General features: G+C 74.3%; 1 protein-coding gene. It reads right to left on the bottom strand.

What is annotated here, in order from left to right; translation table 11 throughout:
* Window positions 1-31: 31 nt before the first annotated feature.
* On the bottom strand, window positions 32-15106 hold the full coding sequence (locus OG747_RS46545; RefSeq protein WP_405876762.1) for a type I polyketide synthase: 15075 nt from the start codon (window positions 15104-15106) through the stop codon (window positions 32-34).
* Between the last annotated feature and the right edge of the window lie 18 nt (window positions 15107-15124).

Genomic DNA, 15124 nt, shown 5'->3' with positions numbered 1-15124 from the left:
GCCGGTGTCCGTGGCGCCGGCCGCCCACCGGTCAGGCGCCGCCGAGTTCGCTCTCCAGGAACCGGCGCAGTTCGTCGTCCGACACCTCGTCGGGGTGGCCGGCGCCCGCCGCCTCCCGTACGGAGGGTGCGGCGGCGTCGAGCTGGTCGAGCAGCCGCTGGAGCCGGCTGCGGAGTCCGTCGTGCAGTGCGGCGTCGGCCGGCAGCTGCGGGAACTCTCCTTCCATCTGGTCGAGTCGCTCCAGCACGGAGCCGCCGGCGGCCGGGGTTGTGCCGGGTGCGGGGGCGGGGGCGGGGGCCATCTTGGTCAGCAGGTGGTCGGCGAGTCCGGTGGGGGTCGGGTAGTCGAACAGCAGGGTGGCCGGGAGCCGGACGCCGGTGAGGGAGCCGAGCCGGTTGCGCAGTTCGACGGCGGTCAGGGAGTCGTAGCCCAGTTGCAGGAAGCCCTGTTCGGGGTCGATGGTGTCGGGCGTGTCGTAGCCCAGGACGAGGGCCGCCTGGGCGAGCACCGTGTCCAGGACGGCGTTGCTGTGCTCGTGTTCCGGCAGGGCCGCGAGGCGCTCGCGCAGGCCGTCGCCGGATTCCGGTGCCGTGCCGGCGGCGGCCGGGTGGCCGGCGCGGGCCACCCGCGGGGTGCGGGGGGTGAGGAGGTCGCGCAGCAGGTGCGGCACCTCTGCACCCAGGGCGCGCAGGGCGGCCGGGTCGAGGGCGGCCGGGGCGAGGAAGGCGTCCGGTGCGCGCAGGGCGGCATCCAGCAGGGCGAGGGCGTCGGGGCTGTCCATGGGCTGGACGCCGCCGCGTTCGACGCGGCGCAGATCGGCCTCGCCGAGCTTGCCGGTCATGCCGCTGCGTTCGGCCCACAGCCCCCAGGCCAGGGACTGTGCCGGGCGTCCCTCGGCGCTGCGCCGGGCGGCGAGGGCGTCGAGGAAGGCGTTGGCCGCCGAGTAGTTGCCCTGTCCGACGCCGCCGAAGGTGCCGGCGAGCGAGGAGAACAGGACGAACGCGACGAGGCCGCTGTCGCGGGTGAGTTCGTCGAGGTGCAGGGCGGCGTCGGCCTTGGCCCGCAGTACGGTGTCCAGCCGCTCGGGGGTGAGTGCTTCGACGATGCCGTCGTCGAGGACACCGGCGGTGTGCACGACGGCGGTCAGCGGGCGGTCGGCGGGGACGGCGGCGAGGAGTGCGGCGAGGGCGTCGCGGTCGGCGACGTCGCAGGCGGCGAGAGTCACCTCGGCGCCGTGGCCGCGCAGTTCCTCGGTGAGTGCGTCCATGCCCTCGGCGTCGGCTCCGCGGCGGCTGACCAGGAGCAGGGAGCGGACCTCGTGCGCGGTGACGAGGTGGCGGGCCACCTGCCGGGCGAGCACTCCGGACGCCCCGGTGAGCAGGACCGTGCCCCAGCCGGCGAGGCCGGTGACGTTCTGGGCGGGCACGTCCTGGGCGCGGGTCAGGCGCGGGGCGAGTGCGGCAGTGCCGCGCAGGGCCGTCTCCGGTTCGCCGCCGGCCAAGGCCGCGGGCAGCAGGTCGAGACAGGCGGCAGAGCCGTCGTGGTCGAGGAGGCCGAAGCGGCCCGGGTTCTCGGCCTTGGCGGCGCGGATCAGGCCCCATACGGCGGCCTGCGCCGGGTCGGTGGCCGCGGCGTCGGCCGCGGTGGTGGCCACGGCGTGGCGGGTGGCGAACACCAGCCGTGCCGGGGCGAATATCTCCTCCCGCAGCCAGGCGCCGGCCAGTTCGAGGGCCCGGTGGGTGGTCTGCCGGACGGCGTCGGCGCGGTCGGCGGCATCAGCGGTCGCGGGCAGGGCGGCCACCACCGTCTGCGGCATCGGCAGGCCGGCGGCGACGGCGGCGCGCAGGGCCTCGAGGCTGTCGTGGCGGGTCACCCGGCCGGCATGGGCGTCGGCCCAGGCTGCCAGGGTGTCGCCGGCGCCGGCCAGGACCGCTGCCGGGGCGGTGGCGGAGTGCGTCTCGGCGGGCACCCACCGCACGCGGTAGAGGTCGCCCGCGCCGGCGGACGGTGTGAGCCGGCTGCTGTCGAGGGGGCGCAGGACGAGTCCGGCGACCTCGGCGACGGGTGCACCCGTGGCGTCGGCGACCTGGACCGCGTACCGGTGCTCGCCCTGCGGGGCGAGGCGCACGCGCAGCGCGGCGGGCCCGGCCGCGGTCACCGACACGCCGGTGAAGGTGAACGGCAGGAGCGTGGGCCCCTCGGCGTCGGCGGCGAGTGCCACGGTGTGCAGGGCGGCGTCCAGGAGCGCGGGGTGGACGGTGAAGTCCTCGGCGCGCTCCAGAGGTGCGCCGTCCTGCGGGACGATCTCCGCGTACACCTCCTCGCCCAGGCGCCAGGCGGCGCGCAGGCCGCGGAAGGCGGGGCCGTAGGCGAAGCCGTTCTCGGCGATGCGGGTGTACAGCCCGGACACGTCGAGCGGTTCGGCGCCGGCCGGCGGCCACACAGCCGTATCGAGGTGGCCGGGCCGGCCGGGGTTCTCGTCGCTGAGCGTGCCCTCGGCGTGCCGGACCCAGGGCCGGGCCGTCGCGTCGTCCGCGCCGCCGGGCCGTGCGTGCACGCTCAGGGTGCGGGTGCCGGAGCCGTCGGAGGGGGCGACGGTGACCTGGAGCTGGACGGCCCCGGTGGCCGGCAGGACGAGCGGCGCCTGCAGGGTGAGGTCGGCGATCTGTGCCGCGCCGGCCCGTTCGCAGGCCTGGAGGGCGAGTTCGAGGAACGCGGTGCCCGGGAAGAGGACCACGTCGCCGAGTGCGTGGTCGCGCAGCCAGGGCTGGCGTTCCACGGACACGGTGCCGGTGAGCAGCACCCCGTCCGAGCCGGCCAGCGGTACGGCGATGTCGAGCAGCGGGTGCCCTGCCGCCTCCAGTCCGGCGCGGGCGACGTCGCGGGTGCCGGTGGTGGCCTCCAGCCAGTACCGGCTGCGTTGGAAGGGGTAGGTCGGCAGGTCGGTGCGGCGTGCGCCCAGCGGGGCGAGCAGCGCGGCCCAGTCGGGCGCGTGGCCGCGGGTGTGCAGCCGGGCGAGTGCGGTGGTGAGGGATTCGGTCTCGTCGGTGTCGCGGCGCAGCAGCGGGACGAGGGCGGCCTCGCCGGTGACGCAGTCGCCGGCCATCGCGGTCAGTACGCCGCCGGGGCCGATCTCGACGTAGGTGGTGATGCCCTGGTCCTCCAGGGTGCGTACGCCGTCGTGGAAGCGGACGGCTTCGCGGACCTGGCGCACCCAGTGGGCGGGCTCGGTCTCGTGCTCGCCCAGGGGGCGGCCGGTGACGGCGGAGACGACGGGCAGGGTGGGCGGGCGGTGGTCGAGGTGTGCGGTGAGCGCGGCGAATTCGTCGAGCATGGCGTCCATGCGGGGCGAGTGGAAGGCGTGGCTGACGTTCAGGCGCCGGGTCTTGCGGCCCTGGGCGGCCAGTGCGTCGGCGACGGCGGTCACCGCGTCCTGGTCGCCGGAGACGACGGTCGCCAGGGGGCCGTTGAGGGCGGCGATCGCGGCCTTGCCCTCGTGGCCGGCGAGCAGCGCCAGCACCTCTTCCTCGGATGCCTGTACGGAGATCATGGCGCCGCCCGCCGGGAGGGCCTGCATGAGCCGGCCGCGGGTGGCGACCAGCAGGCAGGCGTCCTGAAGGGAGAGCATCCCGGCGACGTGTGCGGCGGCGATCTCGCCGGCGGAGTGGCCAAGGACGGCGTCGGGCTTCAGACCCAGACTCTCCACGAGCCGGAACAGGGCGACCTCGACGGCGAACAGGCCTGCCTGGGTGTAGGCGGTCTGGTCGAGGAGTGCGGCCTCGGGGGTGCCGGCCGGTGCGAACAGGACGTCGCGCAGGGGGCGTTCGAGGTGGGTGTCCATGTGTGCGCAGACCGCGTCGAGGGCGTCGGCGAACGCGTCGTGCGCGGCGTAGAGCCTGCGTCCGGTCTCGGGCTGCTGGGCGCCCTGTCCGGAGAAGAGGAACGCCACCTTGCCGGAGCGTGCCCGCTCCACCGTCAGGCGCGGGTGCTGCCGGCCCTCGGCGAGTGCGGTCAGGGCCTCGGTGAAGGAGCCGAGGTCGCCGGCGACGATGGCGGCGCGGTCCTCGAACGCGGCCCGTGAGGTGGCCAGGGACAGGGCGATGTCGGCCGGGCTCGCACTGTGGGGCGGGGCGAGGTGGCCGAGCAGGCGTGCCGCCTGTTCGCGCAGGGCGGCCGTGCCGCGGGCCGACAGCAGCCACGGGACGACGGGCGCGGCGGAGGCGGAGGCGGAGGCGGAGGCGGAGGCCGGTGCGGCCGGGGTGTCCGCCGCGTCCGCGTCGTTCCCGGCGGACGGCAGCCTGCCCGCGGGCAGGGCCGCGGTCCCGGCGACACGCCCGGACCCGGACCCGGACCCGGCCCCTGACTCGGGCGCGGACTCGGGCGCGGGCGCGGGCTGGGGTTCGGGTTCCTGGAGGATGACGTGGGCGTTGGTGCCGCTGACGCCGAAGGCGGAGACGCCGGCGCGGCGCGGACCCTCGCCCGGGGCCCATGCGCGCTCCTGGTCGAGCAGGCGTACCGCGCCCGAGGACCAGTCGATGTGCGGTGAGGGGTTCTCGGCGTGCAGGGTGCGGGGCAGGACGCCGTGCCGCATCGCCATCACCATTTTGATGATGCCGGCGACACCCGAAGCGGCCTGGGTGTGGCCGATGTTGGACTTCAGCGCGCCCAGCCACAGCGGCCGCTCGGCGGGCCGGTCCTGCCCGTAGACCGCCAGCAGCGCCTGCGCCTCGATCGGGTCGCCGAGCCTGGTGCCGGTGCCGTGCGCCTCGACGGCGTCCACCTCGGACGGGGTAAGGCCCGCGGAGGCGAGGGCCTGGCGGATGACCCGCTGCTGCGCGGGCCCGTTGGGGGCGGTGAGCCCGTTGGAGGCGCCGTCCTGGTTGACGGCCGTGCCGGCGATGGTCGCCAGGACGGTGTGGCCGCCTCGGCGCGCGTCGGACAGGCGCTCCAGGAGCAGCAGGCCGACGCCCTCGGCCCAGCCCGCGCCGTCCGCGTCGGCGGAGAACGCCTTGCAGCGGCCGTCGGGCGACAGGGCGCGCTGCCGGCTGAACTCGATGAAGGTGTCCGGTGTGGAGATCACGGTGACGCCGCCCGCGAGGGCGAGCTCGCACTCCCCCGAGCGCAGTGCCTGCACGGCGAGGTGCAGGGCGACCAGCGAGGAGGAGCAGGCGGTGTCGACGGTGACCGCCGGGCCTTCCAGTCCGAAGGTGTAGGCGATGCGGCCGGAGGCGACGCTGCTCGCGCTGCCCGTGGCCAGATATCCTTCCAGGCCGTCGGGTGCCCGGCGGGCCCGGCTGCCGTAGTCGTTGTAGTTGGAGCCGATGAAGACGCCGGCCTGGGTGCCGCGGACGCGTGCGGGGTCGATCCCGGCCCGTTCGAAGGCCTCCCACGACGTCTCCAGCAGCAGCCGGTGCTGCGGGTCGACGGCGACGGCCTCACGGGGTGAGATCCCGAAGAAGGCGGGGTCGAACTGGTCGGCGTCGTAGAGGAATCCGCCGTGGCGGGCGTAGGAGTGGCCGGGCTTGTCGGGGTCGGGGTCGTAGAGGCTCTCCACGTCCCAGCCGCGGTTGTCGGGGAACGGTGCGATGGCGTCCGTGCCGTCGGCGACCAGGCGCCACAGTTCCTCGGGCGAGCGGACGCCGCCGGGGAAGCGGCAGCCCATGCCGACGATGACGATGGGGTCGTCGTCGACGGCGGTGTGCGGGAGGGCGGGCAGACCGTCCGCCGCGGCGGCGCTGTCGTCGCCGAACAGTTCCGCGTCGAGGTAGGCGGTGAGTGCCGCGGCCGAGGGGTGGTCGAAGGCCATGGTGACCGGCAGGCGCAGCCCGGTCGCCTCGGCGAAGCGGTTGCGCAGTTCGACGGCGGTCAGCGAGTCGAGGCCGTGGATGGCCCGGTCCTCGGGCACGGCTTCGAGGTCGGTGTGGCCGAGGACGGCCGCGGCCTGCCGGCGGACCTCCAGCAGGAGTGCCGCGCGGCGTTCGGCCGGGGCCAGTCCGCGCAGCCGTGCCACCAGCGGCGGCCCGTCCTTGGCCGTGGTGTCCTTCTCGGCGTGCTCGCCGGCGGCGGCGGCCCTGCGGGCCTCGGGGAACTCGCGCAGCGCGGCGAAGGCGCGGGCGGTGATCAGTTTCCAGTCGACGTCGGCGACGACGAGGAACTCCTCGTCCTGGTCGAGGGCCTTTTGGAGGGCGGACACCGCCAGCTCCGGGTCCATGGGCGGCACGCCGTCGCGGCGCAGCCGCTCGGCGGCCTCCTCGCTGACCATGCCGCCCCCGGCCCAGGTGCCCCAGGCCACGGAGGTCGTCGGCAGGCCGTCGGCGCGCCGCCGGGCGGCGAAGGCGTCGAGGAAGGCGTTGGCGGCGGCGTAGCTGCCCTGGCCGGATCCGCCGAGCGTGCCGGCCATGGAGGAGAACAGGACGAACGCGGAGAGGTCGAGGTGACGGGTCGCCTCGTGCAGGGCCAGCGCGGCGTCCGCCTTGGGCCGCAGGACGCCGTAGGCGCGCTGCGGGGTGAGTGCGTCGATGACACCGTCGTCGATGATGCCGGCGGTGTGGACGACGGCGGTCAGGGTGCCGCCGCCGGGCAGGTCGTCGACGAGTCGGCAGACGGCCTCGCGGTCGGCGACGTCGCAGGCGACGACGCTGGCCGGGGTGCCCAGCTCGGCGAGTTCGGCGACGAGTTCGGCGGCGCCGGGGGCTTCGGGGCCGCGGCGGCTGACCAGCACCAGGTGCTCGGCTCCGCTGCGGGCCAGCCAGCGGGAGATGTGCCGGCCGAGGCCGCCGGTGGCTCCGGTGACCAGGACGGTGCCGCTGGGTGTCCAGGCCGGTCCGCCCGGGCGCGGGCCGTCGCCGGCCCGGACGAGCCTGCGGGCGAACAGGCCCGAGGGGCGCAGGGCGATGTGGTCCTCGTCGAGGTGTCCGGACAGGGCGGCGGCCAGGCGGCGGCCGGCCCGCTCGTCCACGGTCTCGGGCAGGTCGATCAGGCCGCCCCAGCGCTGCGGGTACTCCAGCGAGGCGATCCGGCCCAGGCCCCAGCTCATGGCCTGCAGCGGGTTCTCCAGCCGGTCGTTGCGGTGTACGGAGACCGCGCCGCGGGTGGCGCACCACAGGGGCGCGTCGAGTGACGCGTCGCCGAGCGCCTGGAGCAGGGTGGTCATCAGGACGAGGCCGGTGGGCAGGACGCTCTCGTCGGCCCAGGGGCGTTCGTCGAGAGCCAGCAGGGACAGGACACCGCGTACGGGCTGGTGGGCGGCCTCCTCCCGCAGGAGGTCGGCGAGGCGCTCGCGTTCGGCCTCGCGGGCGCCGATGACGAGGGTGCGCAGGCCGGCGGCCCGCTCCCCCACCGCCTTCGTCACGCCGCGTACGAGTTCGCTGTCCTGGTGTTCCTCGGGGACGACGAGGAGCCAGGTGCCGTCGAGTGCCGCGGCAAACGTGCCCCGTTCGGGCTTGGGCCGCCAGGTGATGCGGTAGCGCCAGCTGTCCAGTGTGGAGAGTTCCTGCCGGCTGCGGCGCCAGGACGACAGGGCCGGGACGACTTCTCCCAGGGACTGTGCGTCGTCGAGGCCGAGGGTCTGGGCGAGGGTTTCGACGTCGCCGTCCTCGACCGACGCCCAGAAGCTGTCGTCGGCCAGGTCGATGCCGCCGAACGTGATGGGATCGGCGAGGGGTCCGGCTTGTTCGGGCAACTCCAGCCAGTAGCGCCGGCGCTGGAAGGCATACGTCGGCAACTCCACCCGACGCGGCGCGAGGCCCTCGAACACCGGGCTCCAGTCCACGCCCACACCCCGCACCCACGCCTCACCCAACGACGTGTAGAACCGGGCCAGACCCCCCTGACCACGACGCAGCGTGCCCGTCACCAGAGCCTCGCCGCCCGCTGCTTCGACGGTCTCCGCGACCGGGACCGTCAGCACCGGATGCGGACTCATCTCCAGGAACGCGCCATGCCCGGCACTCACCAACTCCCGCACCGCGGACTCCAGCTCCACGGTCCGGCGGAGGTTGGTGTACCAGTACCCGGCATCCGTCACCGCCGACTCGACCCACTCACCCGTCACCGTCGAGAAGAACGGCACCACCGGCACCCGCGCCACCACCGGACCAAGAACCTCCAGCAGCTCGTCACGGATCGACTCCACATGCGCCGAGTGCGAGGCGTAATCCACCTCGACCCGCCGCACCCGTATCTCCCGCGTGCCCGCAAGGTCCATCAGTTCATCGAGTGCGTCCGCGTCGCCGGAGACCACCACCGACGTGGGGCCGTTCACGGCGGCGACCGACACCCGGCCGTCCCAGCCCGCGATCAGCTCCTGGACCTGCTCACGCGGAAGGGCCACCGACACCATCCCGCCACGCCCCGCCAGAGCGATGATCGCCCGGCTCCGCAACGCCACCACCCGGGCGCCGTCCGCCAGGCTCAGCGCACCGGAGACCACCGCGGCGGCGATCTCACCCTGCGAGTGCCCCACCACCGCGGCCGGACGCACCCCGAACGACTCCCACAACGCCGCCAGCGACACCATCACCGCCCACAGCACCGGCTGCACCACATCCACCCGCTCGAACCCCGCAGCACCCTCCACACCCCGCACCACATCCACCAACGACCAGTCCACAAAAGCGTCCAGCGCCGCCGCACACTCACCGAACCGCGCCGCGAACACCGGCGAGGAGTCCAGCAACTCCACCGCCATCCCCACCCACTGCGCCCCCTGCCCCGGAAACACGAACACCGAGTCGGTGTCCTCGCCGGGGTTGTGGGTGGTGCCGCGGACGAGTGCGGGGGTCGCCTCGCCGTCGGTGAGGGAGGTGAGGGCGGTCAGGAGTTGGTCGCGGTCGGTGCCGACGACGACGGCGCGCTCTTCCAGTGCGGCGCGTCCGGTCGCCAGGGAGTGGGCGACGTCGACGGCGTCGAGGTCGCCGGTCTCGATGGCGGACGCGAGCCGGCCGGCCTGGGCCTTGAGGGCCGTGTCCGAGCGGGCCGTGACGAGCCAGGGGAGGACCGGGTCGTCCGCCGTGGGGGCGGGCCGCGGCGCGGCTTCGGGCTCCGGCTGCTCGATGATGATGTGGGCGTTGGTGCCGCTGACGCCGAAGGAGGAGACGCCGGCGCGGCGGGGGCGGCCGAGTTCGTCCCAGGGCCGTGCCTGGGAGAGGACCTCGACGGCGCCGGCCGTCCAGTCCACGAACGGTGACACCTCGTCGGCGTGCAGGGACTTGGGCATCGTGCCGTACCGGATGGCCTGCACCATCTTGATGACACCGGCCATGCCCGAGGCGGCCTGGGCGTGGCCGATGTTCGACTTCACCGAGCCCAGCCACAGGGGCCGGCCGGCGGGCCGGTCCTGGCCGTAGGTCGCCAGCAGGGCCTGTGCCTCGATCGGGTCGCCGAGCTTGGTGCCGGTGCCGTGTGCCTCGACGACGTCGACGTCCGCCGTCGTCAGGCCGGCGTTCGCCAGTGCGGCTTGGATCACGCGTTGCTGGGAGAGGCCGTTGGGGGCGGTGAGGCCGTTGGAGGCACCGTCCTGGTTGATCGCCGTACCGCGGACCACGGCCAGCACCGGGTGGCCGTGGCGGCGTGCGTCGGAGAGCCGCTCCAGGAGCACCATGCCGACGCCTTCGGCCATGCCCATGCCGTCGGCGTCGGCGGAGAAGGGCTTGCAGCGGCCGTCCGCCGCGAGTCCGCGCTGCCGGCTGAAGCCGACGAGGCCGATGGGCTCGCCCATGACGGCGGCGCCGCCGGTGAGCGCGAGCGAGCACTCGCCGGAGCGCAGCGACTGGACGGCCATGTGCAGGGCGACCAGGGCGGAGGAGCAGCCGGTGTCCATGGTGACGGCCGGGCCCTCGAGGCCGAGGGTGTACGAGATGCGGCCGGAGGCGATGCTGGTGACGGTCCCGGTGATCAGGTGGCCCTCGAAGCCCTCCGGTGCCTGGGAGCGGGAGCCGTAGCCCTGGTGGGAGGCGCCGACGAAGACGCCGGTGGGGCTGCCGTGGAGGCTGTCCGGGGCGATGCCGGCCCGCTCCAGGACCTCCCAGGCGGTCTCCAGGAGGAGGCGCTGCTGGGGGTCCATGGCGGTCGCCTCGCGCGGCGAGATCTCGAAGAAGGCGGCGTCGAAGTCGGCCGCGTCGTGCAGGAAGCCGCCTTCGCGGGTGTAGGTCGTACCGGCCCGGTCCGGGTCGGGGTCGTAGAGGTTGTCGACGTCCCAGCCGCGGTCGGTGGGCAGCAGGGACACCGCGTCGGTCTCGTCCTGGACCAGCCGCCACAGCTCGTCGGGCGAGGTGACGCCGCCGGGGAAGCGGCAGCCCATGGACACGATGGCGATGGGTTCGTCGTCGGGCGCGGCGGCCGCGCGGGTGACGGCGGCGGGCAGGGAATCGGCGGCCGTGTCCTCGGGGGCGAGGCGGGTGCGCAGGAGGCGGACGAGGTCGCGCACGTTGGGGTGGTCGAAGACGATCGTCGCCGGAAGGCCCAGGCCGGTGGCGGAGTTGAGCCGGTTGCGCAGTTCGACCGCGGTGAGGGAGTCGAAGCCCATGTCGCGGAAGGCACGGGTGACGGCGATCTCCGCGCTGTCCGCGAAGCCGAGGACCCCGGCCACCTCGCTGCGGACCAGTTCGGACAGGGCCCGGTCGCGCTCGGCGGCGGACATGCCGGCCAGTTCCGCGCGGAGGGTGTCGGCGCGGCTGTCCGCGTGTCCGGCGACGGCCTCGTCGGCCTTCATCGCCTCGGCGACCTCCGGCACCTCGTGCAGGAGCGGTCGCGGGTGTGCGGCGGTGAAGACGGGGACGAACCGCTCCCAGTCGATGTCGGCGACGGCGAGGAAGGTGTCGTCGTGGTCGAGTGCCTGCTGCAGTCCGTCGACGGCCAGCTGCGGGTCCATGAAGGGGATGCCGCGCCAGCGCAGCTGTTCCCGGACGATGTTGACCGCCATTCCGCCGCCCTCGGGGCTCCAGATGCCCCATGCGAGGGAGGTACCGGTCAGGCCGCGGGCGCGGCGGTGGTCGGCGAGCGCGTCGACGTAGGCGTTGGAGGCGGAGTAGGCGCCGTGGTCGCCGCTGCCCCAGGTGCCCGCGACCGAGGAGTACAGCACGAACGCGTCGAGGCGGTCGTGGTCGAAGACGGCGTCGAGGTTCGCCGCTCCCAGGAGCTTGGCGCGCAGGCCCTCGGCGAAGAAGTCCATGTCGGTGTCGGCGAGCGGCGCCAGCATGCCGACGCCGGCGGTGTGCACGACGGAGCGGATGGCGGGGCCGTCGGCCTCGACCTGCTGGACGAGCCGGGTCAGGGCGTCGCGGTCGGCGACGTCGCAGGCGGCGATGGTCACGCGGCAGCCGAGGGCGGTGAGTTCGTCGCGCAGTTCGGCGGCGCCGGGGGCGTCGAGGCCGTGCCGGCTGGTGAGTACCAGGTGTTCGGCGCCGTTTCGGGCGAGGAGGCGGGCGGCGTGGCCGCCGAGCCCTCCGGTGCCGCCGGTGACCAGGGCGCTGCCGCTGGTGCGCCAGGTCCGGGCACCGGGGCGGCCGGACAGCGGGGCGCGGACCAGGCGGCGGATGTAGGTGCCGGAGGGGCGCAGCGCGATCTGGTCCTCGTCGCCTGCGGCGGCGAGGGTGGCCACGAGTGCGGCTCCGGTGCGCGGGTCGAGGTGGGCGGGCAGGTCGATCAGGCCGCCCCACAGTTTGGGCTGTTCGAGGGCGAGGACCCGGCCGAGTCCCCAGACGGCGGCCTGGAGGGGGTGCTGCACGGTGTCGCCGCCGACGCCGGTGGTGGCCGACTCGGTGGTCAGCAGCCACAGCCGGGTGTCGGTCCCGGCGTCGAGGAGACCCTGGACGAGGGAGAGCGACTGGGTGAGGCCGACGGTGGGACCGTCGTGGCCGGGCGCGGGGCGTTCGTCGAGGGAGAGGAGGGACACCACTCCGCGTACGGGTGTGGAGGTGTCGGCGGCGACGATGTCGGTCAGCTGTTCCGCGACGGCGGCCCGGTCGAGGTCCGTCTCGCTCATCACCAGGGGGACGGTCGCGGCCCCGGCCTCGACGAGGAGGCGGGACACGGCCTGGACGATCGTGTCGTCCTGGTGGGTCTCGGGGACGATCACGAGCCAGGTGCCGTCCAGGGCTGCGGTGGCAGGCGTGGCGGCGGGCTTGGGCCGCCAGGTGATGCGGTAGCGCCAGCTGTCGAGTGTGGAGCGGTCCTGCCGGCCCCGGTGCCAGGACGACAGGGCCGGGACCACCTCGCCCAGCACCGACGGGTCGTTAAGGCCGAGAGTGCGGGCGAACTCTTCCAGGTCGCCGTCCTCGACGGTCTTCCAGAACCGCTCCCCCACCGGATCCACCACCCCGGCCGAGGTCTTCGGCAACTCCAGCCAGTAACGCTGCCGCTGGAAGGCATACGTCGGCAACTCCACCCGACGCGGCGCGAGGCCCTCGAACACCGGGCTCCAGTCCACGCCCACACCCCGCACCCACGCCTCACCCAACGACGTGTAGAACCGGGCCAGACCACCCTGACCACGACGCAGCGTGCCCGTCACCAGAACGTCGGCGCCCGCTGCCTCGACGGTCTCCGCGACCGGGACCGTCAGCACCGGATGCGGACTCATCTCCAGGAACGCGCCATGCCCGGCACTCACCAACTCCCGCACCGCGGACTCCAGCTCCACGGTCCGGCGGAGGTTGGTGTACCAGTACCCGGCATCCGTCACCGCCGACTCGACCCACTCACCCGTCACCGTCGAGAAGAACGGCACCACCGGCACCCGCGCCACCACCGGACCAAGAACCTCCAGCAGCTCGTCACGGATCGACTCCACATGCGCCGAGTGCGAGGCGTAATCCACCTCGACCCGCCGCACCCGTATCTCCCGCGTGCCCGCAAGCTCCATCAGTTCATCCAGTGCGTCCGCGTCGCCGGAGACCACCACCGACGTGGGGCCGTTCACGGCGGCGACCGACACCCGGCCGTCCCAGCCCCCGATCAGCTCCTGGACCTGCTCACGCGGAAGGGCCACCGACACCATCCCGCCACGCCCCGCCAGAGCGATGATCGCCCGGCTCCGCAACGCCACCACCCGCGCGCCGTCCGCCAGGCTCAGCGCACCGGACACCACCGCAGCGGCGATCTCACCCTGCGAATGCCCCACCACCGCGGCCGGACGCACCCCGAACGACTCCCACAACGCCGCCAGCGACACCATCACCGCCCACAGCACCGGCTGCACCACATCCACCCGCTCGAACCCCGCAGCACCCTCCACACCCCGCACCACATCCACCAACGACCAGTCCACAAAAGCGTCCAGCGCCACCGCACACTCACCGAACCGCGCCGCGAACACCGGCGAGGAGTCCAGCAACTCCACCGCCATCCCCACCCACTGCGCCCCCTGCCCCGGAAACACGAACACCGAGTCGATGTCCTCGCCGGGGTTTTCGGCGAGGCCTCGGGCCACGGTGGCGGGCTGGTCGCCGTGTGCGGTGGCCCGCAGGGCGGTGAGCAGTTCGTCGCGGTCGGTGCCGACGACGACGGCGCGCTCCTCCAGTGCGGCGCGCCCGGTCGCCAGGGAGTGCGCTACGTCGACGGCGGCCAGGCCGCCGGTCTCGATGCGGGCGGCGAACTGTTCGGCCTGGGCCTTGAGGGCCGTGTCCGAGCGGGCGGACAGCAGCCAGGGAAGGGCGGCCGGGGCGGCGGGTTCGGCCGGGGCGGCGGGTTGGGCCGGGGCCTCCTGCGGTGCCTCGTCCTGCGGTGCCTGCTCGATGATGACGTGGGCGTTGGTGCCGCTGCCGCCGAAGGAGGAGACGCCGGCGCGGCGGGGCCGGCCGGTCTCGGGCCAGTCGACGGCTTCCGTCAGGAGCGTGAGGGGGCCGGCGGACCAGTCGACGTGGGAGGTCGGCTCGTCGACGTGCAGGCTCTTGGGGAGGAGGCCGTGGCGCAGGGACTCGACCGTCTTGATCACGGCGGCGACGCCCGAGGCGGCCTGGGTGTGGCCGATGTTGGACTTCACCGAGCCCAGCCACAGGGGCCGGTCGGCGGGCCGGTCCTGGCCGTAGACCGCCAGCAGCGCCTGTGCCTCGATCGGGTCGCCCAGCTTGGTGCCGGTGCCGTGCGCCTCGATGACGTCCACGTCGGTCGTCGACAGGCCCGCGTTCGCCAGCGCGGCGCGGATCACGCGCTGCTGGGAGGGACCGTTGGGGGCGGTGAGGCCGTTGGAGGCACCGTCCTGGTTGATCGCCGTACCGCGGACCACGGCCAGCACCTGGTGGTTGTTGCGGCGCGCGTCCGAGAGCCGCTCCAGGAGCAGGACACCGACGCCCTCACCCCAGCCCGTGCCGTCCGCGCCCTCCGCGAACGGCTTGCACCGGCCGTCCACCGCGAGCCCCCGCTGGCGGCTGAACTCCACGAAGTTGCGGGTGGTGGCCATGACGGTGGCGCCGCCGGTGACGGCCATGGAGCACTCGCCGGTGCGCAGGGCCTGCACGGCGAGGTGCAGGGCCACGAGGGACGAGGAGCACATGGTGTCGAGGCTGACGGCGGGTCCTTCGAGGCCGAAGCTGTAGGAGAGCCGGCCGGAGAGGACGGCGGCGGAGCCGCCGGTCAGCAGGTGGCCCTCGACGTCGTCGGGCGCGTTGCTGCCGTCGAGGGCGTAGCCCTGGTTGCTGGAGCCGATGAAGACGCCGGTGCTGCTGCCGCGCAGGGTGTTCGGGTCGATACCGGCCCGCTCGAAGACCTCCCAGGTGGTCTCCAGCAGGAGGCGCTGCTGGGGGTCCATGGCGAGGGCCTCGCGCGGCGAGATGCCGAAGAACGCGGCGTCGAACTCGGCGGCGTCGTAGAGGAAGGCCCCCTCGCGCACATAGCTGGTGCCGGTCCGGTCGGGGTCCGGGTCGTAGAGGGCGTCGAGGTCCCAGCCGCGGTCCGTGGGCATGGCCGCGACGGTGTCGGTGCCCTCGGTCACCAGCTTCCAGAGGTCCTCGGGGGTGCGGGCTCCGCCGGGCATGCGGCAGGCCGTGGCCACGATGGCGACGGGCTCGTGTTCGCGGGTCTCGAACTCGGCGAGCCTGCGGCGGGTCTGCCGCAGGTCCGTGGTGACCCGCTTGAGGTAGTCGCGGAGCTTGTCCTCGTTGTTGTCCATGGCAAAGTCAGCCCTTCG

The sequence above is a fragment of the Streptomyces sp. NBC_01384 genome (assembly GCF_045040035.1).
Lineage (GTDB): Bacteria > Actinomycetota > Actinomycetes > Streptomycetales > Streptomycetaceae > Streptomyces.
Note: the sequence above shows the minus strand (reverse complement) of the source record. Positions and strands in the feature narration are given on the sequence as shown.

Excerpts from the sequence above, each read along its gene's own strand:
- OG747_RS46545 (WP_405876762.1), bottom strand. The coding sequence starts at position 15,106 with ATGGACAACAACGAGGACAAGCTCCGCGACTACCTCAAGCGGGTCACC.